Here is a 26,182-nt window from a genome sequence, read left to right on the forward strand (position 1 = left end):
CTTCCGGGCAAGGAGCAGGCATGAGCGCAGTCGCACAGTCGACGCAGGGGTCGACGAAGAAATCGCCCCCCACCAAGAAGCCCAAGGGGCTCAACGACGCCCAGAGACGTCAAGGCCTCCTGCTGGTCCTGCCGACCTTGGCCTTCCTCGCAGCCGTCATCCTCTATCCCCTGGTCCGAGCGGTGTTCGACTCCTTCAAGAAGGACGAAGGACTCGACCCGGCCACCGGCCTGTTCGTCCAGGGCGGCAGTGCCGGCGTCTCCAACTACACCCACTGGCTGCTGCAGCAGTGTGGCAACGTCGACTGCCCGCCCGGCACCCTCGGCGCACAGTTCTACAGCGCCTTCTGGGTCACCCTCTTCTTCACCGTCGTCAGCGTCGTGGTCGAGATCGGCCTCGGCATGTGGTTCGCGATGATCATGAACCGCGACTTCAAGGGCCGTGGCCTCGTCCGCGCCGCCATCCTCGTGCCGTGGGCCATCCCCACCGCTGTGACCGCCAAGCTCTGGTTCTTCATCTTCGCCTTCGACGGCATCGCCAACAAGCTCCTCGGCTTCGTCGGGATCCCGGCCCAGCTGTGGACGAGCGACCCGACGGCGGCCAAGTTCGCCATCATCATCGCCGACGTCTGGAAGACCACGCCGTTCATGGCGCTGCTCATCCTCGCCGGCCTGCAGCTCATCCCCGGCGACGTCTACGAGGCCGCCCAGATCGACGGCGCCACCAAGTGGCAGACGTTCGTGCGCATCACCCTCCCGCTGGTCAAGGTGCCGCTCATGGTGGCCGTGCTGTTCCGCACCCTGGACGTGCTGCGCATCTACGACCTGCCGGCGATCCTCACCAACGGCGGTGGAGGCACGACCTCCCTGTCGATGCTCGTGATCGACCAGATCCGCCAGGGCGGGTTCAACAACGCCTCCGCCCTCTCGACGATCATCTTCCTGCTGATCGCCATCGTCGCCTTCCTCTTCATCCGGTTCGGCGGGGCCGACGTCATCCAGCGACCGCCGACCTCGAAGAAGAAGGACGACGACGCTCCGACCCGCGGCCAGGCTGCCCAGGTGGGCAACCCCGTCGCCGCCAACGCGACCTCGACGGGAGCCTGACATGACCGCGGCAACCACCACCTCGACCACGGCACCCCCCACCAGCGGGCGCACCGAGGCCCAGGAGATCCACTTCAAGAGCAACCGCAACGCCAAGATCCGGATGTACATCGGACTCGCGGCGCTGGTGATCTGGGGTCTGGCCCCGTTCTACTGGATGGTCGTCACGGCCTTCCGCGACGTGGGCTACACGTTCGACACCAGCCCGTGGCCGACCCACGTGACGCTGGACAACTTCCGGACGGCGTTCTCCACCGGCCGTGGCAACCACTTCGGTGCCGCGCTGGTGCACTCCGTCATCATCGGCGTCGTCACCACCGTGGTCGCCATGCTCGTCGGCGTCTTCGCGTCCTACGCGCTGGCCCGGCTCAACTTCCCGGGCAAGTACGTCGTCCTCGGTGTCATCCTCGGGTCCTCCATGTTCCCGGGTGTGGCCCTGGTGACGCCGCTGTTCCAGCTCTTCACGAACCTCGGCTGGCGCGACGGCGCCAACTACCAGGCCCTGATCATCCCGAACATCTCGTTCGCGCTACCGCTGACGATCTACACGCTGACGGCGTTCTTGGCAGAGATGCCGTGGGAACTCGAGGAATCGGCGCGCATCGACGGCTGCACCCCGGGCCAGGCCTTCCGCAAGATCATGCTGCCGCTCGCGGCGCCGGGTCTGTTCACGACGGCGATCCTGGCCTTCATCGCCAGCTGGAACGAGTTCCTCCTGGCCTCGCAGTTCTCCACGGCGCAGACGCAGACGGTGACGGTGGCCATCGCCCAGTTCACCGGCTCCCAGCCCCACCAGGAGCCCTACACCGCCGTCATGGCGGCAGGAACCATCGTCACCGTGCCGCTCATCATCATGGTGCTGATCTTCCAGCGGGCCATCGTGTCCGGTCTGACGGCCGGAGGTGTGAAGGGCTAGGCCCTGCGCCTATCCCCCACATCTGCAATGGGACTGTTCAACCCAGGTAGCGGCACTGGCGGTCAGCGGGCCAGGGCCCAACGACTCGACACGCTGCTCGGCATCATCGGGGTCTTCACCTTCATGGCCGTCGTGCAGACGGTCGTCCTGGAGGTGCGCGGGGAGCCGGCGGGAACATCCGCCGTGCTCCTCGCGGTCCTCCTCGCGATCCTGTACGCGGTCTGGCGAGCACGGAAGAACACCGGAGTCTGAGCCTCCAGGACGGGTGTCATGACAACCATCGGCGACGTTGCCAAGGCCGCGGGAGTGTCCGTGGCGACGGTCTCGCGCGCGCTGCGCGGCGTCGACCGCGTCAGCCCGCGCACCCGGGACCGCGTGCTCGCGGCGGCCACCGAGCTGCACTACGTCGCCTCCCCCGCCGCCACCTCCTTGGTCTCGGGGCGGACGCGGGGCATCGGGGTCATCACGCCGTACTTCAACCGGTGGTTCTTCGCCACCGTCGTGACCGGCATCGAGAAGGCGCTGCGCGACGAGGGGCACCACGTGCTGCTGTGCGACCTCGAGAGCCACACCTTCGACGCCCGCCTGCCCATCACCCAGAACATGCTCTGGAAACGGGTCGACGGGGTCATCATCCTCAACGTGCCGCCCGACCCGCAGGAGCGCGACCTGCTCGACCGGCTGGGCCTGCCCGTCGTCACCGTCGGCAACCGCCAGCCGGGGTGGCCGTCCGTCCGCATCGACGACCGGGCCGCGATGGCGATGGCCGTCGAGTACGTCGTGGGGCTCGGGCACCGCGAGATCGCGTATGCCGGGACGGTGCCGGCCTCGGTGTCTCACCTGCAGACCCCGTTCGACCGCCGGGAGGCGTTCGACGAGGTGCTGGCCCGGCACGGCATACCGAACCGTCCGGAGTGGACCCTGCGGTGCGACTGGACCGCTGACGGTGCCGCCGAGCACGCCGATCGGTTGTTCGCCGCCGCGGAGCGACCCACCTGCGTCGTCGCCGCCTCCGACGAGATGGCCTTCGGGGTGATCAGTGCCGCCCGTCGGCGCGGCCTGCAGGTCCCCGGCGACGTGTCGGTCATCGGCATCGACGACCACGTCCACTCCCGCATCCACGACCTCACGACGGTGCGCCAGGACGTCGAGGCGCAGGGCCGGCACGCCGGCTCGCTCATGCTCTCGGCGCTGCACGGCCACGACGTGAGCAGCACGCACGACGAGGTCCTCGGGGTCGAGCTCGTGGTCCGTGGCTCGACGGCACCGCCCTCGCGCTCCCGGGCGAAGCGGACCGACCGCCCGACGCGGGCGCGCACGGCACCGAGGTCCGGTGCCCTCGGTGCCGTGCAGGCGCCTGCCTGAGCCCTGGTCGGCCCAGCGCGGGCCTTCTCGGGCCCGTCCGGCCGTCGTCTAGTTGACCGAGCCCTCGCGCTCGCCGAGCTCCTCCGGGTCGCGGATGTAGGTCTTCTTGGCCCGCAGCGCCCGGTTGGCGAACCAGGTGATCGCCCAGAGCACCACGCCGATGGCCAGCAGGATCCCGGCGATCTTGTACTGCTCCCCCGCTCGGCCGGTGACCGGCAGCACGAAGAAGAAGCAGAGCAGGGCGCCGACGACCGGCAGCACGGTCGGTGCGACGAAGTGCTTGCGGTCGATGGTGTCCTTGCGGAGCACGAGGACGCAGATGTTGACGATCGTGAAGACGCCGAGCAGCAGCAGGGACGTCGTCCCACCGAGCGTCTCCGTGGCCGAGGTGCTCGCCCCGGAGACGTAGGTGATCAGGCCGAAGGCGAGCAGCGTCGTGAAGATGATCGCCGCCCACGGCGTCTGCCGCGACGAGTGGACCTTGCCCAGGAAGGGCGGCAGCACCTCCTGGCGGGCCATGCCGTAGAGCAGCCGGCTCGCCATGAGCATGTTGATCAGCGCCGAGTTGGCCACGGCGAACATCGAGATGAAGGGCAGCAGGGTGTCGATCGGCACGCCGGGCGCGGCCCGCTCGACGACGGTCACCAGCGGGGTCTCGCTGTCCCCGAGGATGCCGACGGGCACGATGGCCACCGAGAAGAGCGCGACGAGCACGTAGATGACCCCGGTGACGCTGATGCCGGTGATCATCATCTTGGGGAAGTTCTTGACCGGGTCCTTGGTCTCCTCGGCCATGTTGACCGAGTCCTCGAAGCCGACCATCGCGAAGAACGCGAGGGACGTCGCCGCCGTGACGGCCAGGAACGCGCTCTTGTCGCTCGGGCTGTCGAACACCATGGTCCGGCTGAAGTCGGTCTTGCCGGCGAACAGGGCGTAGAACCCGACGAGGATGACGAGCAGCAGACCGGACAGCTCGACGAGGGTGAGCACGATGTTGGCGCGCACGCTCTCACCGACGCCACGGAAGTTCACGACCGCGACGAGGGCCATGAACGCCAACGCCACGACGAGGATCAGCGAGGTGTTGGCGCTGTCGAGCCCGAACCCCTTGGCCATGTTGGACGCGAACGCCCTCGACGCGGTCGAGGCGCTCGTGATGCCGGAACACATCACGGTGAAGGCGACGATGAACGTCAGGAAGTGCACCCCGAACGCCTTGTGCGTGTAGAGCGCCGCCCCGGCAGCCTGCGGGTACTTCGTCACGAGCTCGAGGTAGGAGAACGCGGTGATCATGGCGATGCCGAAGGCCACGATGAACGGCACCCACGCCGCCCCACCGACCTCCTGGGCCACCTTGCCGGTGAGGGCGTAGACACCGGTGCCGAGGATGTCGCCCACGATGAACAGCAGCAGGAGCTTGGGACCCATCACCCGCTTGAGCTCGGTCTGTTCTTCCCCGGTGTCGACGTTCATGGTCGTGGACATGCAGAACCTCCTGGTCGCGGAGGCCGCCCTTCACGACCCCTGCAGGGCCCCACACTGACGCAGTTCGCCCACCTCGGCAACGAGCAACGCTGGTGGGCGGCGCCGTCAGGCGTCGATGCGCTCCCGGTCGAGCTCGGCTGCCGACTCGACGATGAAGTCCTTCCGGGGACCCACGTCGTTGCCCATGAGGAGGTCGAACACGTTCTCGGCCATCTCGGCGTCCGCGAGCGTCACGCGCCGCAGGGTCCGGTGCCGCGGGTCCATCGTGGTCTCCGCGAGCTGGTCGGCATCCATCTCGCCGAGGCCCTTGTAGCGCTGCAGCGGCTGCTTGATGTTCTTCCCGCGCTTGCCGAGGGAGGCGACCGTCGTCCGCATCTCCTTCTCGGAGTAGGTGTAGATGAGGTCGTTCTTCTTGGCACCGTTGTTGACGACCTCGATCCGGTGCAACGGGGGCACGGCGGCATACACCCTCCCGGCCTCGACCAGCGGGCGCATGTAGCGGAAGAAGAGGGTGAGCAGGAGCGTCCGGATGTGGGCGCCGTCGACGTCCGCGTCGGTCATGATGATGACCTTGCCGTAGCGCGCCGCGTCGAGGTCGAACGAGCGCCCGGAACCGGCCCCGATCACCTGGATGATCGCGGCGCACTCGGCGTTCTTGAGCATGTCCGAGACGGAGGCCTTCTGGACGTTGAGGATCTTGCCGCGGATCGGCAGCAGCGCCTGGTAGTCGCTGGAGCGGGCGAGCTTGGCGGTGCCGAGGGCGCTGTCGCCCTCGACGATGAACAGCTCGGACTTCTCGACCTCGGACGACCGGCAGTCGGCGAGCTTGGCAGGCAGCGTCGACGACTCGAGGGCGTTCTTGCGACGCTGGGTCTCCTTGTGCAGCCGGGCGCTGATCCGCGACTTCATCTCGGAGACGACCTTCTCCAGCAGCAGGGCCGCCTGGGCCTTCTCGCCCCGCTTCGTGGAGGTCAGGAGGCTGGTGAGCTCCTGCTCGACGACCTTGGAGACGATCGCGCGGACCGCGTTGGTCCCGAGGACCTCCTTGGTCTGCCCCTCGAACTGCGGCTCGGCCAAGCGGACCGTGACCACGGCGGTGAGGCCGGCGAGGACGTCGTCCTTCTCGGGCTTGTCGCTGCCGACCTTGAGGCGACGGCTGTTCACCTCGAGCTGCTTGCGGAACACCTTGAGCAGCGCCTGCTCGAAGCCGGCGATGTGGGTGCCGCCCTTGGGCGTGGCGATGATGTTGACGAAGGAGCTGACCTTCGCGTCGTACCCGGTGCCCCACCGGACCGCGATGTCGACGCCGCACTCGCGCTCGACGGCGGTCGGGGTCATGTGCCCCTTGCCGTCCAGGACCGGCACCGTCTCGGTGAAGGTGCCCGTGCCCTGCAGCCGCCACACCTCGGTCACCGCGGTGTCGGGGGCGAGGAACTCGGCGAACTCGGAGATGCCGCCGTCGTGGACGAAGGTCTCCTCGTGCGGCCCGTCGGCCCCCGGGGTGCCGGGAAGCCCACGCTCGTCGCGGATGACGATGGTGAGCCCCGGGACCAGGAACGAGGTCTGGCGCGCGCGCGAGACCAGGCTGGGGTAGTCGAACGCCGCGTCCTTGAGGAAGATCTGCTCGTCGGCCCAGTAACGCACCCGGGTGCCGGTGACGCCCCGCCTGGCCTTGCCGACGACGGCCAGCTCGCTGGAGCGCTCGTAGGGCGTGAAGGCGTGGTCCGGCGCCTTGTCGGCGGTCGCCACGTCCGGGAAGTACCCGGGCTCGCCGCGGCGGAAGCTCATCGCATAGGTCTTGCCGGTCCGGTCGACCTCGACGTCGAGGCGTGCCGAGAGGGCGTTGACCACGGACGCACCGACGCCGTGCAGACCACCGGACGCGGTGTAGGAACCGCCGCCGAACTTGCCCCCCGCGTGCAGCTTGGTGAAGACGACCTCGACCCCGGTGAGGCCGGTGCGCGGCTCGATGTCGACCGGGATGCCACGACCGTTGTCGCGGACCTCCACCGACCCGTCGCGGTAGAGGATCACCTCGATGCGGTCGCAGTGACCGCCGAGCGCCTCGTCCACCGCGTTGTCGATGATCTCCCACAGGCAGTGCATGAGGCCGCGGCCGTCGGTCGACCCGATGTACATGCCGGGACGCTTGCGCACGGCCTCGAGGCCCTCGAGGACCTGCAGGTGGTGGGCGCTGTAGTCCGACGTGGACTTCGTCGTCGCGGCCTTCTTCGCGGTGGTGGCTTCAGCCACGGGGTTCCCTTCTCGGTGCTCTGGCGGCCAGGTCGCTGACCGGTCCCCGCAGGGTAACCCGCGGCGCGGACAGGGCCGCGCAGGCACGCGGCACGTCCCGGGGTCGGTGGGCGTTGGTCCCATCGCGGGGCGACGGACCTGGCCCAGGGCCCCGTCCGGACCGATCTGGACCCGTCCGGACCCATCCACCGGACACCTGACCTACGAATCACCTGTTGCGACATGACATGACCCACATGGTGACCCAATACGAGCCGGGAAGAACGTGGCGTGCTTGACTGTTCTAACCGGCGCCGGACCCGGAAAGTTGTCTCACCCCTGTGACAACCCCGAACCGGCGGAGGACGTCTCATGGAGACAGACGAATGAAGGAAGGCTGACGTGACCACTGCACTGGCACCCTCTCTGAACGCGGCCGACCGCTGCGACCGCTGCGGCGCCCAGGCCTACGTGCGCGCTCGCCTTCACGCTGGTGGGGAACTGCTGTTCTGCGCCCACCACGGACGCGAGCACCTGCCGAAGCTGCGCGAGCACGCCGACATCCAGGACGAGAGCGAGCGGCTCCACGAGACGCCCGCGACCGTGCCGGACGAGGACCGGTAGACCGGCCGCTCCACCCCTCCCTCGTGGAGGCCACCCTGTGGGTCCCCGCCGTCCTGATCGTGATCGGGCTGGTGGGGATCGTCGTCCCCGTGCTGCCCGGGCTGCTGCTCGTGCTCGCGGCCGTGCTCATCTGGGCCTTCGACACGGGTACGACCGCCGGCTGGTGGGTCTTCGCGCTCTGTGCGGCCCTCTACGTGGCCGGCATGGCCCTGCAGTACGCCCTCCCCGGTCGGCGCATGCGCGCGGCCGGGGTCCGTCGTTCGACGCTGCTGCTGGCGGTCCTGCTCGCCATCGTCGGGTTCTTCGTCATCCCGGTGGTGGGCGCCGCGGTGGGGTTTGTGGGCGGGATCTACCTCGTCGAGCTGGGCCACTCCCGCGACAGGTATGCCGCGTGGGCCTCGACCAGGGCCGCCCTCGGGGCGGTCTTCCTGTCGATCGGCATCGAGCTGTTGGCCGGGCTGGCGATCGCGACCACGTGGGTGGTCGCCGTGCTCGTCACGACCTGACGGCTAGTACCCGCCTGCGCCGCCGTCCTTGCGACGGTCCCAGCGCTCTTCCATCCGGTCCATGAACGACCCGGCGGTCCGACGAGACCTGGGGCCCTTGCCCTGACCGGCCTTGGGCCGGGCCATCGTGTGGCGGACGGTTCCGTCCGGCTGGACCGCGCCGAGGGCCGCCTTGCCGCGCCGGGGCGGGGTCAGGGCGAAGGCCACGGCGGCGACCATGATGGCGAAGCCGATGGCCCCGATCCACATCGTGGTGTTGACCCCCACGAGCACGAGGGCGAGGCCGAGGACCACACCGACCACGCCGATGGCCACCCGTCGTCGGGCAGCCGCACGAGCACCGGCACCCTGCATCTGCGACGCGAACTTGGGGTCCTCGGCATACAGAGCCTGCTCCATCTGCTCGAGCAGCTGCTGTTCGTGCTCTGAGAGCGGCACAGTGACCTCCTGGCAATCGGCGTGCATGTGCTCCAACGCGCCAGGCCGCCGATTCGTTGCGCCTGCGAAGGAGCATCTTTGCCGGTCGGTGGCGTGGCGCCGACACCATCAGGATATGTCGCGCAGCGGTGTTGCACCATCCGTTCGCCGGCACCCGTCGAGGTGATCTGCGTCAGGGACCAAGGACCCGGTCAACGACCCGTCGCAGGGGGGTCACTGGGACGTCCCGGAGCACGTCGGTCGCGGTCCTTGTCGCTGATCAGGGCCGCCGGGCGGACGCTGCCGGCGCCGAACCGGGCACTGGCCCGGTCCACCGCCCGGTCCGCCTCCCGCCAGCCGTGGTCGGGCTCGTCGAGCAGGCCCTGGATGGGGGCACCCGCGCTGTCCACCAGGCCCTCCATCCGCACCCCGACGAGGCGGATGCGGGCGCGCTGCAGGCCCAGCGCGTCATACAGGCCGCGCGCGGTCTCGTAGATCTCGCGGCTGACGTCGGTGGGGTCGCGCAGGGTCTTGCTTCGGGTGATCGTCGTGAAGTCCGAGAACCGCACGCGGACGGTCACGGTGCGTCCGAGCATGCCGGCGGAGCGGACCCGGGCCGCGGTGCGGTCGCTCAGCTTGAGCAGGTGGCGGTGGATCTGCACCGGGTCGTCGATGTCGAACTCGAACGTCTCGTCCGAACCGATGCTGCGCTCGCGGCGGACCGGTTCGACCCCTCGGGGGTCCCGACCCCACGACAGGTCGTGCAGGTGCGGGCCGGCCGACTCCCCCAGGGCCCGGCGCAGGGTGTCGAGGGGGGTGTGCGCGATGTCGGCGACGGTGTGCAGCCCGAGCCGCAGCAGCGTCTCCTCGGTCTTGTCGCCGACGCCCCACAGCGCGCCGACGGGGAGCTGCTGCACGAAGCTGACCACCTCGTCGCGGGGGACGACGACCAGGCCGTCGGGCTTGGCGAGGCCGGAGGCGAGCTTGGCGACGAACTTCGTCGGGGCGACGCCGACCGAGCAGGTGATGCCCTGCTCGTCGTGGATCGTGTCGCGGACCAGCTGGCCGATCCGCGCCGGGTTGCCGAGCCGACGGACCGAGCCCGCGACGTCGAGGAAGGCCTCGTCGAGCGAGAGGGGTTCGACGATGGGGGTGATGGTGTCGAAGGTGGCCATCACGGCGGCCGAGATCTGGCTGTAGAGCGCGTGGTCGGGGGCGATCACGGTGGCCTGCGGGCACAGGCGGCGGGCCCGCGACATCGGCATGGCCGATGCGACCCCGAAACGGCGGGCCTCGTAGGTCGCCGACAGCACCACGCCACGGTTGCCGCCCCCGCCGATGATGACCGGGGTGCCGACGAGGTCGGGACGACTGAGCAGGGATGCGGACGCGTAGAAGGCGTCCATGTCGACGTGCAGGACGGTGCACCCGGTGTCGTCGGGCGGCCGGTCCGCACTGCGCGACGGCAGGGTGAACTGGCGACGGCTCACGTGCGGGCGAGGACGTGGACCGCGGCGCCGAGCTGCCCGAGGAACGCGAACTCGGGGTGCCGGCTGGCGGCCGCCTCGAGCTCGAGCAGCGCGGCACGGTCGGCGTCGGAGTCGATGAGCGCGGAGGGCACCAGGTCGCTGAACAGGCGGACCCCGTGGACGTCCTCCACGACGAGGCCGGTCTGCTCGACCATCGACCGGAGGGTGCTGGCGTCGAACCGCCGCGGCAGCGGGTCGGCTGCTCCCCAGCGCCCGTCCTCGCTGACGAGGGCCTGGTGGGCCTGGGTGAACTGGCCGGCGAGCACGCGGGCCAGGACGACGGCGAGGCGCTGCGCCGCGACGATGCTCAGGTGTCCACCGGGGGCGACCACCCCGGCGAGGGCGGTGAGGGTGGCCTGGGGGTCGTCGACGACCTCGAGCGTGCCGTGGCAGCAGACGAGGTCGACCAGTCGGTCGCCGACGATGGCGGCGAGGGAGTCGGCGTCGCCCTGCACGGCGGTGACGCGGTCGGCCACCCCGCGCTCGGCGCTGCGGCGGGACAGCGACGCCAGGGCGTCGGGGCTGGGGTCGACGACGACGACCTGGTGGCCGAGCTCGGCGAGCGGGACGGCGAGGCCGCCGGTGCCGCCACCGAGGTCGAGGACCCGCAACGGCTGGACGTCACCGTCGGCGCGGGCAGCCTGCTGGGCGGCGAGCAGACCGGTCACCGCGGTCCACACCGCGGAGGTCCGCAATGCCGTCTCGACGCCACCGCGTCGGGTCCGCCACTGCTCGTCGGCCACCGCGGCCACCTCCTGTGCTTCCTGCTGGATCGTCCTGCTCACCCTAGTGGCCGGAGCTGCCGGGGCTGGAGTGCCACAGCTTGCGTGGTGCGGCGAGCTGTCCCAGGCCGGTGTCGTCGGGCACCTCGGCGCCCTGGGCCAGCGCCCGTGACCCGCGGACGTCCCCACCGGCCGGCTTGATGTCGGCGTAGGGCGACTGCTTGAAGCCCGACGCGTGCACCAGCACCCGGCGTCCTGCGGGACCTGCGGCGCGCTGGACCTCCTCGGCAGCCTCGGCCTGCTCCGTGGCGCTGCGTTCGCTGTCCTCCATCGCGGCATGCACGGCCTCGATCCCCCCGCGGGTCCAGGCCTCCCACAGCGGCGTCAGCTCCCACGCACCCGTGGCCCGCAGCGAGATCCCCCGTGGTCCGGTACGCCGGACCACCCCCCGCACGAGCATCATCCAGGAGTGGAACACGGTCGCGGCGTAGGGCCCCTGGACGTCCTCGAAGAAGGTCGCGTCGACCGGTCCCGTGGAGTCGTCGAGGGTGAGGAACACGACCCGTCGCCCCGACCGGATCGGTGGCGTCTGGGTGGCGACCTTGACCCCGCACACCCAGACCGTGGACCGGCTGCGGGATCGCAGCAGGTCACGGCTGCGGGTCACCCCGAGCGCCTCGAGCAGCGGCGCGTAGAAGTCGACGACGTGGGCGCTGGCGTCCAGGCCGAGGATGTCGAGCTCGGCGCGGACGCGTTCGGGACCGGTGAGCTCCGGGAGCCCGGTGCCCGAGGTGAGCTCCGGCCGGTCGCCGAGGTCGAGGGTGAGCTGGGTCGGCTGATCCGCGGCCGCCGTCACCGGCAGGGCGGCCTGCGACTGTCCCGCGGCGAGGGCCCGCACGCCCGACCCGTCGCTCACTCCCGCCTCCGGGGACCGTCCCCCCACCGGTATGCCGCGGGTCCCCCGGCCGCGCCGAGGGGCCGCCCGCTTGGCCGACCGGTCCAGCGCCCGGCCGTAGCGGTCGAGCTCGGCGACGTGCAGGAGCAGGTCACGGCGGGTCGTGCGCCCGCGGCGCCCGAGGCCGCCACTGCCCATGCCGCGTGATCCCACGGCACCGCCTCCTCCACCCCAGGCACCGCCGCCTCCTGCCCTCGGCACTCCCCCGGGACCACCCAGCGGACCCATGCCGTAGAGCGCGTCGAACCCACCGGCGAGGACGAGCCGCTCCGCGACCGGTCGGGAGACGTGCGCGCGGTGCCAGAAGTCGGCGAGCCCGGCGTAGGGCTGGCCCGCGACGATGCGGGCGACCTCGGCGTCGCTGATGCCCCGGACGTCGGACAGGGACAACCGGATGCCGTAACCGCGGGCGTCGGGCAGGTCGGGGTCGGGTCGCTCGGGGTCGAACGACCCGTGCCCGACCCCCTCGAAGGCCACGGACGGCTCGTCGAAGTCCTGCACCTGCACGTCGGTGGCGAGGTCGTCGAGGCGTTCGACCCGGTAGGCACCGGTCGAGGCGTTGACGTCGAGCCCGAGCACCGCGATGCCGAGCGACCGGGCGTCGTCGAGGATGAGCCGCTTGGGGTACATGCCGGGGTCGTGGGTGAGCACCCCGGACAGGAACGCCGCCGGGTGGTGGGTCTTGAGCCACGCCGAGTGGTAGGTCGGCAGGGCGAAGGCCGCCGCGTGGGCCTTGCAGAAACCGAACGACGCGAACGCCTTGAGCACCTCCCAGATCCGGTCGACGTCGGCCGGGTCGTAGCCGCGGGCCAGGGCCGCAGGTCGCCACCAGGCCTCGATCTCCACCTGACCTCGAGGGGTGCCCAGGGTGCGGCGCACCTCGTCGGCCTGGGCGAGGGACACCCCGGTCGTCTCGGCGACGATCATCAGCACCTGTTCGTGGAAGACGACGACCCCCTCGGTCTCCCGGAGCGCCTCGATGAGGGTGGGGTGCAGGTAGCTGGGCTCCTTCCACCCGTGCCTGGCCTCGAGGAACGGCGTGATCATGTCGGACTTCACCGGTCCGGGCCGGAACAGCGAGATGTCGATGACGAGGTCCTCGAAGCGCTCCGGCCCGAACTTGCCGATCAGCTCGCGCTGGCCGGGACTCTCGATCTGGAAGCAGCCGAGCGTGTGGCTCGTGCGGATCAGCCGGAACGTCGCCTCGTCGTCGAGCGGCACCTGCCGCTGGTCGTCGAGGTCCACCTCCACGGCGTCGACCCGCTGCACCTCCTGCAGCGCGTGGGCCATCGCCGACTGCATGCGGATCCCCAGCACGTCGAGCTTGAGCAGGCCCAGGGCCTCGACGTCGTCCTTGTCGAACTGGCTCATCGGGAACCCCAGCCAGCTCGCCTCCACCGGGGTCCGGTCGAGCAGCCCGCCGTCGGACAGCACCACCCCGCAGGGGTGCAGCGCGATGTGGCGAGGGAGCCCGTCGAGGCGCTCGACGAGGTCGAACAGCACCCGCATCCGGGGACTGTCCAGCCCGCGCGAGCGCAGCTCGGGCAGCTCGGCGATGGCGCTGCGTGCGTCCCGGGCCCGGATGTGCGGGAAGGCCTTGGCGATCTCGTCGATCTCCGTCGGCGGGAGGCCGAGCGCCGCGCCCACGTCCCGGATCGCGTGGCGCACCTTGTAGGTGTCCATCATCGAGACGCAGGTGACACGCTCACCGCCGAACCGGTCGAGGATGCGCTCGTAGACCTCGGTACGGCGGGCGGACTCCACGTCGATGTCGATGTCGGGCAGCTCGGCCCGCAGCGGCGAGCAGAACCGTTCCATGAGCAGGTTGTAGCGGATCGGGTCGACCCCGCTGATGCCGAGCAGGTAGTTGACCAGCGACCCCGCCCCCGACCCGCGCGCGGCGACGCGGACCCCCATCTCCCGGATGAGGTCGACGACCTCGGCGACCGTGAGGAAGTAGGTGGGGTAGCCCAGCTCGGCGATGACCTTGAGCTCCTCGGTGAGCCGGCGCTCGACCGCGGCGAACTCCTTCTCCCCGATGCCGGGGTAGCGGCCCCCGACGGCTGCGCGGCAGCGCTGCTCCAGCCTGGCCTGCGGGCTCTCCCCCGGCTCGATCTTCAACGTATGGGGCTCGGGCAGGTGGACCGAGCCGATGCCGAGGTCGTGCCGGGCGCTCTGGGCGCACGACAGCCCCACGGCCAGGGTGCGCTGGAGCAGCTCGTCGGCGCGACCACGGTCGCCGCCGGTGACCTCGAGGGCGACGGCATGCATGCTCGGGGTCGCGGCGAGGTGGGCGGCGTCGGTGACCCGGTCGAGGTGACGGGTGTCGAGGGCGACCAGCCGCCGCGCCGCGTCGAGCAGGTCGACCACGGCCGACTCCCCCGGGTCGACGTGGCGCACCGCGGCGGTGAGCACCGCGGGGACACCCTGCTCGTCGGCGAGGCCGAGCAGCCGGCGGGCGTGGCTGCGGGACGCCGGGGTGCCCTCGGGGCCGCCGTGGCAGACCACCTCGATCGCGACCGCGCCCGCCGGCAGCCGTCGTCGCCACGCGTCGAGCAGGACCCGCGCCCGGTCGACGCGCTTGACCAGCAGCGCCCGGCCCACGTCGGAGTCGGGTCCGAGCAGGACCAGCAGCGGGCTGGCGTGGTCCCGGCTGGACCGGGGGTCGCCGCCACGCCAGCAGCCTGCGGCGACGACCGCGGCCGAGGTCACCGGCACCCCTCGCTCCCCGCGCAGGTGGGTCTCGGTCACCAACCGGCACAGCGCCGCCCACCCGACTCCTGCCGGGACCCCGCCGGCCCGGCCCCGGGCCAGCACGGTGACCCGCGGGTGGCGGGGGTCGCGGTCGGCGCCACCCCGGGCGGGGGTGCGCGGCGGACGGCTCGGCTGCTGCGGTGGCTGCTGCAGTGGCTGTTGGGCGGAGGAGGGGGCGGCGGACCGGGAGGAGTATGCGGCGTGGTCGCGTCGTCCCTCACCCGCCCCACCGTGGTCGCCCGGGGCGTCCGGCCCCACGGCGAGGTCGACGCCGAGGACCGGGGCGATCCCCGCCGCGGTGGCGGCCTGGACGAACCGGACCGCGCCGTAGAGGCCGTCGCGGTCGGTGAGCGCGAGGACCGGCTGCCGGTGCTGGGCGGCGCGCTCGACCAGCGCCTCGGGGGTGGAGGTGCCGTAGCGCATCGAGAACCCCGAGGCGACGTGCAGGTGCACGAACTCCGCCGCCGGGCCGGCACCGCCGCTCATGGCGCTGCGCGCGTCGAGCCGGCAGAGCTCGAGCCGGCGGAGGTCGTCGCGAGGGCGGTGGGTACGAGCACCTCGTCGTGGCTGCCCGGCTGGACCGGCAGCCCGAGGCTGCGGCAGACCAGGTCGAGGAACACCTCGGACTGCCGGATCAGGTCGTCGGCCTCCCGGGCGCTGTGGGGCTGGCCGCGCCGGGCCGTCACGAGCTCGAAGAACTCGGCCCACTCCGCGAGCTCCGGGGCCACCGTCGGCAGCAGCTCCCACAGGGAGCGCGGCCCGCAGTGGCCGTCCGGGGTGGCGCGGGCGGCGACGAGGGCGGCAGCGGCGCGCAACGCACCGAGCTGGGCCTGCAGGTAGCGCTGGGACACCTCCCGGCTCTGGCACGCCTCGAGCAGGGAGTGCCGGGACCGGTCGAGCAGGTCGAGGCTGGCGCCCGCGCTGTGCCTGGTGCCGGTCGCGGAGGCGTCCACGGTGATGGTCGCCATCTCAGTCCGCCACGCGCAGCAGCCGCCAGCGCAGGCCGCGGTCCTGGTGGTCCGCACCGAGGTCGTAGACACCGACCGCGGCGCACCGGCCGGCACTGGCCTCCACCCGCCACACCTGGCGCTCCCGGGCGTCGGTGAGGACGTCGTTGCTGCCCTGCTCGCGCGCCTCGCGCCACCACGGCCGACGCTCCTGCCAGCGGTCGAGGACCGCCCGCACGACGTAGAGCCGACCCCGCCACACGAACGCCTCGGGTCCCGGGGTCGTGGGACCGTCCTCGACGGGGACACCGTGGACGCCTTCGGGACCGGGGGCACCGGGAGCACCGGGGGCACCGGTCGCCGTCTGGCGGACCTCGATGGGTTCTTCGTACCGGCGCACCACGAGCAGGCTCCTTCGTCAGGGCAGGGTGGAATGGTGTTGCTCTGGCCCTGCAGGGGACGGGGTCGAGGCGCCCGCTGCGGGCCAGAGCCCCACGGTGGTCCCTGGGCGCGGACGGCAGGTGGCGGGAGTCGTCCGCCCTGCTGGTCGCCCGGTCCTTCGGTGGAACCATTCGAACAGATGTTCGATATGAAGAACCGTACACCTGCCCTCGGACAGCTCGTCAAGAGCGACGGCGCGTCGTCGCCACCCGGGCGCGTCGCCGTCGACGCTCCAGCGCTGGTGGCCGTCGGCAGCCACCCCTAGGCTCCGGACATGAGCCCGCCCGAGCCGGTCGCTCCACCCCCCGCCGAGGTCCGCGACCTCACCGGCCACCCCGCCGTGCAGCGGGTCCTGGCCACGCTCGCCGTGCACAGCGTCGACCCCGAGCTGGTCAGCCTGCCCGACGCCGTCCGCACCGCCGCCGCGGCCGCCGCGGCCATCGGCGTCACCCCGGCCGAGATCGCGAACTCACTGATCTTCCGCGCCCACGACGAGCAGGGCACGATCACCCCGCTGCTCGTGCTCACCTCGGGTGCCCACCAGGTCGACCTCGTCAAGGTCGCCGAGCTGCTCGACGGCGTGGACCACGTCGACCGCGCCGACGCCGACTTCGTCCGCGCCGCGACCGGGTTCGCCATCGGCGGCGTCGCCCCGGTCGGCCACCCGGCCCCGATCCGCACCGTCGTCGACGTGTCGCTGAGCCGCTACCGCCACGTCTGGGCCGCCGCCGGCCACAGCCACACCGTCTACCGCACCACCTACGAGGAGCTGCTGCGCGTCACCGCCGGGCACGCCATGGAAGTGGCCTGACCGCGCCATACCGCCGACGGGCGCGCCCGGCCGCTCAGGTGCGGTGCGCCTCGTGGATGCACAGGACGTTCCCGTCGGGGTCGACGAACCACGCGGCCCGCTCCCCCGCGAAGTCCGCGATGTGGTCCTGCGTCTGCAACCCCGGGAGGTCGTAGTCCTCGAACACCACGCCCTTGCCCTCGAGCTCGGCGATCTCGGCTGCGACGTCCGGGACCTCCCACGTCAGGGCGGTGCTCGGGTTCTGCGAGCCGGTCTCCCGAGGCAGCAGCATGAGCACCGTGCCGCCGCTGAGCTCGTACATCAGGCTGCCCTCGGCGTTCGTCCCCTGGAACGGCAGGCCCAGCCGGTCGGAGTAGAACTCCTTCGCGCGATCGGTGTCCGTGACGGGAAGCATCGTCGCAACTGCACTCATGGCCAGTGACATGACCAGCACCTCCTTCAGGCACCTCCCAGCGTCCTCCCCGTCCGAGCCCTGGCGATCCACCAAAGTGGTGATCGCTCTGCGCCAGAATGGGCGACATGACCAGACCCAGGCCCGTCGAGTGCTGGCTCACCGACATGGACGGGGTGCTCGTCCACGAGGAGAGCGCCATCCCGGGGGCCGCCGAGTTCCTCGCCGCCCTCACCGAGCACGGGCGCCGGTTCCTCGTGCTGACCAACAACTCGATCTTCACCCCGCGCGACCTCCGGGCCAGGCTGCTGGCCAGCGGCATCGACGTGCCCGAGGAGTCGATCTGGACCTCGGCCCTGGCCACCGCACAGTTCCTCGACGACCAGCGACCCCGCGGGAGCGCGTTCGTCGTGGGCGAGTCCGGCCTGACGAACGCGCTCTACGACGTCGGCTACACGACCACCGAGCGCAACCCCGACTACGTCGTCCTCGGCGAGACCCGCACCTACTCGTTCGAGGCCATCACCAAGGCGATCCGGCTGATCGAGGGCGGGGCACGGTTCATCGCGACCAACCCCGACGTCAGCGGGCCGAGCCCGCAGGGCTCCCTGCCCGCGACGGGTTCGGTGGCCGCCCTGATCAGCGCCGCCACCGGCCGCCAGCCGTACTACATCGGCAAGCCCAACCCGCTGATGATGCGCAGCGCCCTCAACCGGATCGACGCGCACTCCGAGTCGACGGTGATGGTCGGCGACCGGATGGACACCGATGTCATCAGCGGCCTCGAGGCCGGCCTGCGGACGGTCCTCGTCCTGACGGGATCGACCCAGCGGCACCAGGTGGACCAGTTCCCCTACCAGCCGACGCGCGTCGTCGACTCGGTCGCCGACATCGTCCCGCTCGTGGCCGAGCTGCGCCCGCTCGACGGACCGTCCTAGCGGAGCCTGCTCGACGGACCGTCTTGACGGAGCCTGCTCGACGGACCGTCCTGGCGGGGGCCGAGGACGCTGTCGAGCAGCCCCGGGAAGGCCGCGTCCACCTCGTCGCGGCGCAGGGACACCAGCCGCTGTCGACCGTGGGGCTCGTTGCGGATCAGCCCGGCCTCGCGCAGCACCTTCATGAGGTGGGACTTGGTCGACTTGGGCAGGGCCGGGTTGGTCGCCCCGCACTGGGCCATCTCGAGGGGCCCGTCGACGAGGTCACGCACGATCTGCAGCCGGGCGGGGTCGCTCAGCGCGAAGAGCACGTCGGTCAGCGCGACGTCACCGAGGTCGGGGTGCACCAGCTCTGGCGTTCCACTCATGGTTCGACAATACTCGAACTGATTTCGCGCGATCGGGAATGCCCCACCTGCTGACACCGTTCGACAATTGTCGAACCAATGTCAGTCCCCCGAGTGTCGTCCCGAGAGGTTGCCGTCATGGCCGAGCGCACCACCCCCACCACGCTCCTGCCCGCCACGACACCCGCCGCGCCGTCGCGCCGGGAGCGTCGAGCGCGCCGACCCCACCGACCGGGCCGACTGGGTCGCGGCCCCGCCTTCACCACCGCCGTCGGTGCCGTCGCAGCCCTCATGGTCGGCGCCAGCGCCCCCTCCCCCTTCTACCCCGTCCTGCAGGCCCAGATCGGCTTCTCTGCCGGCACGATGACGACGATCTTCGGCGTCTACGCCCTCACCCTGCTCGCGACCCTGCTCGTCACCGGGTCGCTGTCCGACCACGTCGGCCGTCGTCCGGTCCTGGCCGTCGGCTTCGTCGTCCTCGCGGTGAGCATGCTCGGCTTCTGGCACGCCGACGACGTCACGACGCTGATGGTGTCCCGTGCCGTGCAGGGAGTCGCCGCCGGCCTGCTCATGTCGACGGTCTCCGCCGCCGCGGTCGACCTCGAACCCCCGACCCGTCCCGGGCTCGCCGCCACCGTCAACGGCGTGACCCCGATGGTGGGCCTGGCCGCGGGCGCCCTCGCCGCGGGTGCCGCCCTCGACTGGTCCCCCAGCGCACTGCCCGTCGTCTTCGGGACCCTCACCGCGGCCTACCTCGTCCTCGCGCTCGTCACCCTGGCCCTGCCGGAGACCTCACCCCGCCACGACGGCTGGCTGCGTTCCCTGCGGCCGCAGGTCGGCATCCCCGTCTCCGCGCGAAAAGCCTTCAACCGCAGCGCTTCCGCGCTCGTCGCCGGCTGGGCCACCGGTGGCCTCTACCTCTCGCTCGGCGCCCCGCTCGTCGCCTCGCTCGGTGGCCGTGACCACATCGCGCAGGGCGCGGCGGTCACGCTGCTCACCGGCACCGGCGGCCTCAGCTCCTACCTCGCGCGAGCCCGCTCCGCGCGGGCCGTCACCCTCTACGGCACCGTCATGCTCGCGGTCGGCACGGCGCTGACCCTGGTCGCGATGCACCTCGGGTCGCTGGTCGGGTTCCTGCTCGCCGTCGTCGTGGCGGGATCCGGCTTCGGCACGTCGTTCCTCGGGATCATGCGCTCGGTCACCCCCACCGTGGGCCCGGACCAGCGCGGCGAGCTCTTCTCCTCGGTCTTCGTCGTGAGCTACCTCGCCTTCGGGCTCCCTGCCGTGGCAGCGGGTTTCGCGGTGCCGCACCTCGGCCTCGAGACGACCGCGACCGTGTATGGCGTCGTCGTCGCCGTGCTCTCCGCCGCGGCGGCGCTCCTGCGCCGCTTCACCACGCGGGACTGACCACCGCGATCTGAGTACGGGTACGGATGCCGGACCCTGCCGGTCGACGGCAGGCTCGACGCGTCGCAGTCGGGGGAATGCGACAGCGCGGGGTACGAGCCGCGGGCGCAGTCAGGAGGGGAGGCCGCGTCGGGCTCGTGCCCCGTCAGATCCGGGTCAGTGCAGGCCGAGGTTGCGGTGCACCTCGAGGGTCGCCGTCGAGCGGTTCATGGTGATGAAGTGCAGCCCGGGCGCGCCCTCGCCGAGCATGCGGTTGGCCAGCTCGGTGGCGATCTGGACGCCCACCTCACGGGTGGCGGCAGGATCCCCCGACACCGCCTCCAACCGTGACACGACCGTCTCGGGCAGCGGCGTCCCCATGAGCTGGGACATCCGGGCGACCTGCTTGAAGTTCGTGACGGGCATGAGCCCGGGGGTGATCGGCAGGTCCGGGCGACGGGCTGCGACGGCGTCCCGCAGGCGCAGGTAGCTCTCGGCGTCGAAGACCATCTGGGTGATCGCGAAGCTCGCGCCCGCGTCGGCCTTGCGCACCATCACCTCGACGTCGTGCTCGAAGCTCGGCGAGGCCGGGTGGACGTCGGGGAACGCAGCCACACCGATGGTGAAGTCTCCCAACGACTTCACCAGCCCGACCAGGTCGGTGGCGTGGTTGAGGCCCTCGGGGTGGGGCACCCACTGCCCGCCGGGGTCGCCCGGCGGGTCACCGCGCAGGGCGAGGATGTTGCGCACACCCGAGGCGGCATACAGGCCCACGACCTGGCGCAGGGCGGCCACGGACGCACCGACGCACGTGAGGTGGGCCAACGGCGTCAGGGTCGTCTCCCGGGCGATCCGCTCGGTGACCCGCACGGTGCGGTCCTGGTTGGTGCCGCCGGCGCCGTAGGTCACGGACACGAAGTCCGGGCGCACCGACTCGAGCCGACGGATCGCGTCCCAGAGGACCGCCTCGCTCGCATCGTCCTTCGGGGGGAAGAACTCGAAGCTCATCGACGGCGCCGGCGAGGAGAGCATGCCGGGGATCGACCGGGTCAGCTGCGCCGGACGTTCGAGACGAGAGGGCTGCCCCAGTGCCATGGCGGTGAGACTAGTCGAGCACCCACACCGTAGGCTCAGGACCAGCACACGGTGAGACGACAGGGCACAGGAGGAGCGCGTGGTGGTCAGCCCCCTCGATGCCGCGCAGCTGCGCGAGCGCGTGCAGCGGTGCGTCGATGACGTGCTCGCCCACCAGTCCGGCGTCCTGGCCGAGGTCGGCCCGGACGCGCAGGAGCTGCTCGCAGCGGTGGCCCGCCTCCTCACCGGCGGCAAGCGCCTGCGCGCAGCCTTCCTCTACTGGGGCTACCGCGGTGCGGGCCAGCCCGACTCGGACGCCCTGGTGCGGGTGGCGACCGCCATGGAGTTCTTCCAGGCCGCCGCCCTGATCCACGACGACGTCATGGACGACAGCGACACCCGGCGCGGCATGCCTGCCGCCCACCGCTCGCTCGCCGCGCGCCACGAGGAGGAGTCGTGGTCCGGTGACGCCGGACGGTTCGGCGTGGCCGGTGCGATCCTCGCCGGCAACCTCTGCCTCAACTGGACCGAGGAGCTGTACGCCACCTCGGGCCTGGACGCGACCCACCTGGCCCGTGGTCGTGGTGTGTTCGACCTGATGCGCACCCAGCTCATGGGCGGGCAGTTCCTCGACGTGGTCGAGTCGGTCCGCTCCTGGGACGGCGTGCCGACGGCGGAGCGCATCGAACGGGCCGAGCGCGTCATCCGGTTCAAGAGCGCCAAGTACACGGTCGAGCACCCCCTGCTCATCGGGGCCAGCGCCGGTGGCGCGGACGGTGACGACCTGGCGGCCCTGTCGCGCTACGGCCTCGACCTCGGACAGGCGTTCCAGCTGCGCGACGACCTGCTCGGGGTGTTCGGCGACCCCGTGGCCACCGGCAAGCCCGCCGGCGACGACCTGCGCGAGGGCAAGCGGACCGTGCTCGTCGCCCACGCCCTCGCCGGGGCCGACGAGGCCGGGGTCGCCCTCGTCGAGGCGCACCTCGGCGACGCCGACCTGGACGGCGCGACGGTCGACCGGCTGCGTGAGGTCATCACGGCCAGCGGGGCCGTGGACGCCGTGGAGGCCGACATCGCCCGCCTCGCCGACTCGGCCCGGATGGCGCTGAAGTCGACGCGCGGCCTCGACCCCGAGGCCGTCGCGGTGCTCGACCAGCTGATCGACAGCGCCACCACCCGCGAGCACTGAGCGCCATACCCGGCCCCGACCGGCCAGGCGCGGACGGACGCCACGGCGGGGCACCACCGCGGGCCCCGCGCGAGACGGCGACTAGAAGGCCTGCTCCATGGCGCGGCGACGCACCTCGGTCTTGAACCCGGCGGCCAGGTTGTCGACGGGCGTGCCGGGCACCCGCAGGGTCTCGTCGGGGGTGAACAACCAGGTGAGGATCTCCTCGTCGTCCATGCCACCGTCCGTCAGCACGGTGAAGGTGCCACGGAGGTAGGGGTACACCGACTCCAGGAGGAACTGCTCGGGCACCGCCACGACGCGGCGCTCGCCGATCCGGGCACTGATCAGCTCGCGCTCCTCGATCAGCCGCCGCACGCTGGACAGGGGGATGCCGAGGCGTTCGGCGATGTCGGGGACGGTCAGCCAGGACCCGACGAGGTCCTCCAGGGACGTCTCGGGCGATGCGGGGGTCTGGTCGGTCACGGGGACAGCCTGCCAGCACGCGGGAGCATTGCAAATTACATCGATGTAAGTCGATATGGGACCGGTTGCGTGGTGTACCTTTCACTCTCGTCACAGTCGCCCCACCCCCCACTTGAGCACCTCCCCCCACTGCAGCACCGCTCCGCACGCGGTGGGCACCCCGAAAGGCACCCGATGTCCCCAGTGATCGCTCCCGCGGCGCTCCCTTCGGCGTCGACCCACGTCGTCACCGCGGTCGTCCAGAAGGCCAAGCCCGCTCCCCACGGCTGGACCTCCTACACCGTGCGCAGCGGCGACACCCTCGCCGCCATCGCCGACCGCCTCGGCACGACGACCGGCGTGCTCGTGTCCCGCAACCGCCTCTCCGGCGGGGGCAGCCACCTGTCGATCGGCCAGCACCTGTCCGTCCCCAAGTCCGCCGCGCAGGCCCGCTCCGAGGCCGCCCGCGCCCGCGCGGCAGCCAAGGCGCGTGCGGCCGCCATCGCCCGCAGCACGTACGTCGTGCGGTCCGGCGACACCCTCGGCGGCATCGCCGCCCGCAAGGGCGTCTCCCTGGCGGCGCTGCTCAAGACCAACCACCTGTCCAGCCGGTCCGTGCTCCAGATCGGCCAGAAGGTGCGGATCCCCGGAGCCGGGGCCGCGAGCGCCCACCGACCCTCGGGTGGTGGCAGGACGATGTCGACGACGCGCTACACCGTGCGCAGCGGCGACACCCTCAGCGCCATCGCCAGCCGCACCCGTACCCCCCTGGCCAAGCTCTACTCGCTGAACCACCTGAACAGCCGCAGCACCATCTACCCCGGGCAGAAGCTCAAGGTCCGTGGCACGACCGCCGTCTCGCGCACCTCGACCTCCGGGTACACCGTGCGCAGCGGCGACACCCTCAGCGGCATCGCCACCCGCCACGGCGTCTCGCTCGCCGCGCTGCTCAAGGCGAACCGGCTCGCGAACGCCAACCACCTCAGCGTCGGCCAGAAGCTGCGCCTCCCCGGCCGCAAGGCCTCGACGGCGAGCAGCGCCAACACCTTCGCCGGACGCACCTACCCGAGCTCGACCGTCGGCGCGGCGAACCGCAACCGCGACACCCTCGCCCGCTCCTCGGTGCCCACGCGCGACCAGACGCGGGCGATGATCATCGCGACGGCCCGCCGCCACGGCGTCGACCCGCGCCTCGCCCTCGCCGTCGCGTGGCAGGAGTCCGGCTGGAGCCAGCGCCAGGTCTCGGTCGCGAACGCCATCGGCGTCATGCAGGTCATCCCGTCCTCCGGCGAGTGGGCCTCGCAGATGAGCGGCCGCAGGCTGAACCTCATGCGCACCCAGGACAACATCACCGCCGGGGTCGTCATCCTGCGCTCCCTGACCCGGTCGGCGAAGAACGTCGACCAGGCCATCGCGGGCTACTACCAGGGCCTCTACTCGGTCCAGCACCACGGGATGTACGCCGACACGAAGGTCTACGTGAAGGCCGTGAAGGCGCACCGCGCCCGCTTCTGAGGGGGTTCGTGAGGCCTCCCCCGGACCCGCCTGCATCAGTTGACCGGCTCGACCTCCTACACTTTGCGGGTGTCTTCCGGTGTCACCGAGTCCTTGCTCGGCCGTGTGCTCGACGGGCGTTACCGCGTCCAGTCGCACATCGCCGACGGCGGAATGGCGTCGGTGTACCTCGCTCTGGACACCCGCCTCGACCGTGACGTCGCCCTCAAGGTGCTGCGCAGGGACCTCGCCCAGGACGAGGCGTTCGTCAGCCGGTTCCGGCGCGAGGCGCGGTCCGCGGCCCGCCTGTCGCACCCCAACGTCGTGTCGGTGTTCGACCAGGGCGACGACGACGGCCACATGTTCCTCGCGATGGAGTACGTCCCCGGGCAGACCCTCCGCGAGGTGATGAAGGCCGAGGGCCCACTCACCCCGAGGGCAGCCCTGGACATCATGGCGCCGGTCCTGCAGGCGCTCGGCGCCGCCCACCGCGCCGGTATCATCCACCGCGACGTCAAGCCCGAGAACATCATCCTGCGCGAGGACGACGGCACCGTGAAGGTCGCCGACTTCGGCCTGGCCCGCGCCGTGAGCAACCAGACGTCGCACTCCCAGACCGGCGTGCTCCTCGGCACGGTCGCCTACCTGTCCCCGGAGCAGGTCGAGCGCGGCATCGCCGACGCCCGCAGCGACGTGTATGCCGCCGGCCTGATCCTGTTCGAGATGCTCACCGGCTCGAAGGCGTTCACCGGCGACACCCCCATCCACATCGCCTACCAGCACGTGCACAGCTCGGTGCCCGCGCCGTCCTCGCGGGTCACCACGGTGCCGGCCGAGCTCGACGCGCTCGTCGCCCTGGCGACCTCCCGCGACCCCGACCAGCGCCCCGCCGACGCCGCGGACTTCCTGGCCGAGGTGCGCAGGTCCCGGGCCATGCTCACGCCCACCGAGCTCGACCGCCGACCGGAGGGTCCGTCGGCCCTGGGCCCGGGGGCGAGCACCGTCGCGGTCGAACGCACCAGCGCGCTGCCCGTCGAGGCCTCGCACGAGCCCCGCCAGTCACGCCCGGTCGGCCCGGTGGCCCTGCCGATCGACCACACCCCCACCGTCCCCCCGGGCCCCGACCCCTACGCCTCGGACGGTCGCGCCCTCGAGGGCCGGGTGGTGGGCGCGCGTCGCGGCGCCCCGTGGGGCTGGGTCGTCGCCGCCCTCGCGGTCCTGGCGATCGCCGGCATCGCGGCGTGGTGGTTCCTCGCCGGCCCCGGCTCACCGACGACGGTCCCCCGCGTGACCGGCCAGCAGTACACCCAGGCGCAGAGCGCCCTGCAGACCGCGCACCTGACCGCCAAGCGGGTCGACGCCTTCGACGAGACCATCCCCAAGGGCGTGGTCATGTCCACCGACCCGGGTGCCGGCACCGAGCTGCGCCGCAGCCAGGACGTCACCGTGACCGTGTCCAAGGGTCCGGAGCGGTATGCCGTGCCCCAGGTCGTGGGGGCCAGCGCCAACGAGGCGACGGCGAGGATCACCGCCGAGAAGCTCGTCGTCGGCGACACCAAGCAGGCCTTCGACGAGACCGTGGCCGCCGGCCTGGTGATCAGCGTGGATCCCAAGGAGGGCACCTCCCTCAAGCGCGGCACGAAGGTCACCATCACCGTGAGCAAGGGCCGCCAGCCGATCGAGGTCACCGACTTCACCGGCAAGCCCGCCGACGACGCCGTGAAGGACCTGACGGGCAAGGGCCTCGAGGTCGACGCGACGCAGCAGAAGAACGACGACACGGTGCCCAAGGGCTCCGTCATCTCCCAGACCCCCTCCAGCGGCAACCTCTTCAAGGGCGACAAGGTCACCCTCGTGGTCTCCAAGGGACCCGAGCTGGTCAAGGTCCCCGACGTGCAGGGCAAGCAGGAGGCCGAGGCCGTCCAGATGCTCAAGGACGCGGGTTTCCAGGTCAAGGTCGACCGGTTCATGGGTGGGATCTTCGGCACCGTCCGCAGCCAGAACCCCGCCGCCGGCACCGAGCAGCCGAAGAACAGCACCGTCACGCTCGTCATCGTCTGACGCTCTCTCGCCGACGACCGAGCCGACGACCGACCACCCCCGGGGCACCCT

24 protein-coding genes are annotated in these 26,182 nt (G+C 71.5%); 12 read left to right on the top strand and 12 right to left on the bottom strand.

Features of this window, described 5'->3' with window-relative positions; translation table 11 throughout:
- The first annotated feature begins 20 nt into the window (after positions 1–20).
- Genes ACYVKF_RS18805 through ACYVKF_RS18820 form a run of 4 tightly spaced genes read left to right on the top strand, consistent with a single transcriptional unit; the run spans position 21 to position 3,387 of the window.
- The gene (locus ACYVKF_RS18805) at positions 21–1,106 is read left to right on the top strand and encodes a carbohydrate ABC transporter permease (protein WP_082552796.1); all 1,086 of its coding nucleotides are present in this window, start codon (positions 21–23) and stop codon (positions 1,104–1,106) included.
- Between the two features lies 1 nt (position 1,107).
- Positions 1,108–2,022, top strand: coding sequence for a carbohydrate ABC transporter permease (locus ACYVKF_RS18810; protein ID WP_056914849.1), 915 nt, complete (start codon positions 1,108–1,110; stop codon positions 2,020–2,022).
- Between the two features lie 27 nt (positions 2,023–2,049).
- Positions 2,050–2,274, top strand: a complete 225-nt coding sequence (locus tag ACYVKF_RS18815; protein WP_056914850.1) for a hypothetical protein — start codon at positions 2,050–2,052, stop codon at positions 2,272–2,274.
- A gap of 18 nt (positions 2,275–2,292) precedes the next feature.
- Positions 2,293–3,387, top strand: coding sequence for a LacI family DNA-binding transcriptional regulator (locus ACYVKF_RS18820; RefSeq protein ID WP_082580559.1), 1,095 nt, complete (start codon positions 2,293–2,295; stop codon positions 3,385–3,387).
- A gap of 48 nt (positions 3,388–3,435) precedes the next feature.
- Here ACYVKF_RS18820 and ACYVKF_RS18825 read toward each other — a convergent pair whose 3' ends face one another.
- Both ACYVKF_RS18825 and ACYVKF_RS18830 read right to left on the bottom strand, forming a co-directional pair.
- Positions 3,436–4,872 (bottom strand): APC family permease, encoded by a 1,437-nt coding sequence (locus tag ACYVKF_RS18825; RefSeq protein WP_460968479.1) that lies wholly within the window; start codon positions 4,870–4,872, stop codon positions 3,436–3,438.
- Positions 4,873–4,977: 105 nt separating this feature from the next.
- On the bottom strand, positions 4,978–7,125 hold the full coding sequence (locus ACYVKF_RS18830) for a DNA gyrase/topoisomerase IV subunit B (protein ID WP_056914852.1): 2,148 nt from the start codon (positions 7,123–7,125) through the stop codon (positions 4,978–4,980).
- A 381-nt stretch (positions 7,126–7,506) separates the two neighbouring features.
- On the opposite strand from ACYVKF_RS18830, the gene ACYVKF_RS18835 reads away from it, so the two are divergent.
- Together ACYVKF_RS18835 and ACYVKF_RS18840 are read left to right on the top strand one after the other, a co-directional pair.
- Positions 7,507–7,728, top strand: a complete 222-nt coding sequence (locus ACYVKF_RS18835) for a DUF7455 domain-containing protein (RefSeq protein ID WP_056914853.1) — start codon at positions 7,507–7,509, stop codon at positions 7,726–7,728.
- Positions 7,729–7,751: 23 nt separating this feature from the next.
- Positions 7,752–8,234, top strand: coding sequence for a DUF456 domain-containing protein (locus tag ACYVKF_RS18840; protein ID WP_460968482.1), 483 nt, complete (start codon positions 7,752–7,754; stop codon positions 8,232–8,234).
- A gap of 3 nt (positions 8,235–8,237) precedes the next feature.
- Here ACYVKF_RS18840 and ACYVKF_RS18845 read toward each other — a convergent pair whose 3' ends face one another.
- The 6 genes from ACYVKF_RS18845 to ACYVKF_RS18870 form a co-directional block, all read right to left on the bottom strand.
- On the bottom strand, positions 8,238–8,672 hold the full coding sequence (locus ACYVKF_RS18845; protein ID WP_460968483.1) for a DUF3040 domain-containing protein: 435 nt from the start codon (positions 8,670–8,672) through the stop codon (positions 8,238–8,240).
- Positions 8,673–8,863: 191 nt separating this feature from the next.
- Positions 8,864–10,141, bottom strand: coding sequence for a DNA polymerase IV (gene dinB / locus ACYVKF_RS18850; protein ID WP_460968485.1), 1,278 nt, complete (start codon positions 10,139–10,141; stop codon positions 8,864–8,866).
- Complete coding sequence (locus ACYVKF_RS18855) at positions 10,138–10,965, bottom strand: methyltransferase domain-containing protein (RefSeq protein WP_460968487.1); 828 nt, start codon at positions 10,963–10,965, stop codon at positions 10,138–10,140. Before ACYVKF_RS18855 ends, dinB begins: the two co-directional genes overlap by 4 nt.
- Position 10,966: 1 nt before the next feature.
- Positions 10,967–15,097, bottom strand: a complete 4,131-nt coding sequence (locus ACYVKF_RS18860; protein ID WP_460968489.1) for a DNA polymerase III subunit alpha — start codon at positions 15,095–15,097, stop codon at positions 10,967–10,969.
- Positions 15,094–15,579, bottom strand: a complete 486-nt coding sequence (locus ACYVKF_RS18865; protein WP_162246802.1) for an SAV_6107 family HEPN domain-containing protein — start codon at positions 15,577–15,579, stop codon at positions 15,094–15,096. The genes ACYVKF_RS18860 and ACYVKF_RS18865 overlap by 4 nt, the downstream gene beginning before the upstream one ends.
- A gap of 1 nt (position 15,580) precedes the next feature.
- Positions 15,581–15,961: a DUF6504 family protein gene (locus tag ACYVKF_RS18870; protein ID WP_082552798.1), complete on the bottom strand. Its 381-nt coding sequence runs from the start codon at positions 15,959–15,961 to the stop codon at positions 15,581–15,583.
- Between the two features lie 312 nt (positions 15,962–16,273).
- Between ACYVKF_RS18870 and ACYVKF_RS18875 the strand changes: the two genes are divergently transcribed.
- Positions 16,274–16,810: a YbaK/EbsC family protein gene (locus ACYVKF_RS18875; RefSeq protein ID WP_056914858.1), complete on the top strand. Its 537-nt coding sequence runs from the start codon at positions 16,274–16,276 to the stop codon at positions 16,808–16,810.
- Positions 16,811–16,844: 34 nt separating this feature from the next.
- Here ACYVKF_RS18875 and ACYVKF_RS18880 read toward each other — a convergent pair whose 3' ends face one another.
- A complete protein-coding gene (locus ACYVKF_RS18880) occupies positions 16,845–17,234 on the bottom strand; it encodes a VOC family protein (protein ID WP_157581320.1) in 390 nt (129 codons plus the stop codon).
- Between the two features lie 95 nt (positions 17,235–17,329).
- Here ACYVKF_RS18880 and ACYVKF_RS18885 point away from each other — a divergent pair, with 95 nt between their 5' ends.
- On the top strand, positions 17,330–18,139 hold the full coding sequence (locus ACYVKF_RS18885; protein ID WP_056917152.1) for an HAD-IIA family hydrolase: 810 nt from the start codon (positions 17,330–17,332) through the stop codon (positions 18,137–18,139).
- On the opposite strand, the gene ACYVKF_RS18890 is transcribed toward ACYVKF_RS18885, so the two are convergent.
- On the bottom strand, positions 18,136–18,504 hold the full coding sequence (locus tag ACYVKF_RS18890) for an ArsR/SmtB family transcription factor (RefSeq protein ID WP_460968493.1): 369 nt from the start codon (positions 18,502–18,504) through the stop codon (positions 18,136–18,138). The two genes, ACYVKF_RS18885 and ACYVKF_RS18890, sit on opposite strands and share 4 nt — an antisense overlap.
- Before the next feature lie 117 nt (positions 18,505–18,621).
- On the opposite strand from ACYVKF_RS18890, the gene ACYVKF_RS18895 reads away from it, so the two are divergent.
- Positions 18,622–19,890: an MFS transporter gene (locus tag ACYVKF_RS18895; protein ID WP_460968495.1), complete on the top strand. Its 1,269-nt coding sequence runs from the start codon at positions 18,622–18,624 to the stop codon at positions 19,888–19,890.
- 156 nt (positions 19,891–20,046) lie between these two features.
- On the opposite strand, the gene metF is transcribed toward ACYVKF_RS18895, so the two are convergent.
- Positions 20,047–20,964: a methylenetetrahydrofolate reductase [NAD(P)H] gene (gene metF, locus ACYVKF_RS18900; RefSeq protein WP_056914860.1), complete on the bottom strand. Its 918-nt coding sequence runs from the start codon at positions 20,962–20,964 to the stop codon at positions 20,047–20,049.
- 82 nt (positions 20,965–21,046) lie between these two features.
- Between metF and ACYVKF_RS18905 the strand changes: the two genes are divergently transcribed.
- The gene (locus tag ACYVKF_RS18905; RefSeq protein ID WP_056917154.1) at positions 21,047–22,132 is read left to right on the top strand and encodes a polyprenyl synthetase family protein; all 1,086 of its coding nucleotides are present in this window, start codon (positions 21,047–21,049) and stop codon (positions 22,130–22,132) included.
- 81 nt (positions 22,133–22,213) lie between these two features.
- Here ACYVKF_RS18905 and ACYVKF_RS18910 read toward each other — a convergent pair whose 3' ends face one another.
- Positions 22,214–22,597, bottom strand: a complete 384-nt coding sequence (locus tag ACYVKF_RS18910) for an Rv2175c family DNA-binding protein (RefSeq protein ID WP_056914861.1) — start codon at positions 22,595–22,597, stop codon at positions 22,214–22,216.
- 174 nt (positions 22,598–22,771) lie between these two features.
- Here ACYVKF_RS18910 and ACYVKF_RS18915 point away from each other — a divergent pair, with 174 nt between their 5' ends.
- A complete protein-coding gene (locus ACYVKF_RS18915) occupies positions 22,772–24,091 on the top strand; it encodes a LysM peptidoglycan-binding domain-containing protein (protein ID WP_460968498.1) in 1,320 nt (439 codons plus the stop codon).
- Positions 24,092–24,160: 69 nt separating this feature from the next.
- A complete protein-coding gene (gene pknB / locus ACYVKF_RS18920; RefSeq protein ID WP_460968500.1) occupies positions 24,161–26,131 on the top strand; it encodes a Stk1 family PASTA domain-containing Ser/Thr kinase in 1,971 nt (656 codons plus the stop codon).
- The last annotated feature ends 51 nt before the right edge of the window (positions 26,132–26,182 follow it).

Source organism: Pedococcus soli, assembly GCF_054782575.1.

Bases quoted from the DNA above. Each gene is read 5' to 3' on its own strand.
- ACYVKF_RS18820 (WP_082580559.1), top strand. From the start codon at position 2,293: ATGACAACCATCGGCGACGTTGCCAAGGCCGCGGGAGTGTCCGTGGCG.
- ACYVKF_RS18915 (WP_460968498.1), top strand. From the start codon at position 22,772: ATGTCCCCAGTGATCGCTCCCGCGGCGCTCCCTTCGGCGTCGACCCAC.
- ACYVKF_RS18875 (WP_056914858.1), top strand. From the start codon at position 16,274: ATGAGCCCGCCCGAGCCGGTCGCTCCACCCCCCGCCGAGGTCCGCGAC.
- metF (WP_056914860.1), bottom strand. From the start codon at position 20,964: ATGGCACTGGGGCAGCCCTCTCGTCTCGAACGTCCGGCGCAGCTGACC.
- ACYVKF_RS18865 (WP_162246802.1), bottom strand. From the start codon at position 15,579: ATGGCGACCATCACCGTGGACGCCTCCGCGACCGGCACCAGGCACAGC.
- ACYVKF_RS18825 (WP_460968479.1), bottom strand. From the start codon at position 4,872: ATGTCCACGACCATGAACGTCGACACCGGGGAAGAACAGACCGAGCTC.
- ACYVKF_RS18885 (WP_056917152.1), top strand. From the start codon at position 17,330: ATGACCAGACCCAGGCCCGTCGAGTGCTGGCTCACCGACATGGACGGG.
- ACYVKF_RS18895 (WP_460968495.1), top strand. From the start codon at position 18,622: ATGGCCGAGCGCACCACCCCCACCACGCTCCTGCCCGCCACGACACCC.
- ACYVKF_RS18810 (WP_056914849.1), top strand. From the start codon at position 1,108: ATGACCGCGGCAACCACCACCTCGACCACGGCACCCCCCACCAGCGGG.
- ACYVKF_RS18880 (WP_157581320.1), bottom strand. From the start codon at position 17,234: ATGTCACTGGCCATGAGTGCAGTTGCGACGATGCTTCCCGTCACGGAC.
- ACYVKF_RS18890 (WP_460968493.1), bottom strand. From the start codon at position 18,504: ATGAGTGGAACGCCAGAGCTGGTGCACCCCGACCTCGGTGACGTCGCG.
- ACYVKF_RS18805 (WP_082552796.1), top strand. From the start codon at position 21: ATGAGCGCAGTCGCACAGTCGACGCAGGGGTCGACGAAGAAATCGCCC.
- ACYVKF_RS18815 (WP_056914850.1), top strand. From the start codon at position 2,050: ATGGGACTGTTCAACCCAGGTAGCGGCACTGGCGGTCAGCGGGCCAGG.
- ACYVKF_RS18860 (WP_460968489.1), bottom strand. From the start codon at position 15,097: ATGAGCGGCGGTGCCGGCCCGGCGGCGGAGTTCGTGCACCTGCACGTC.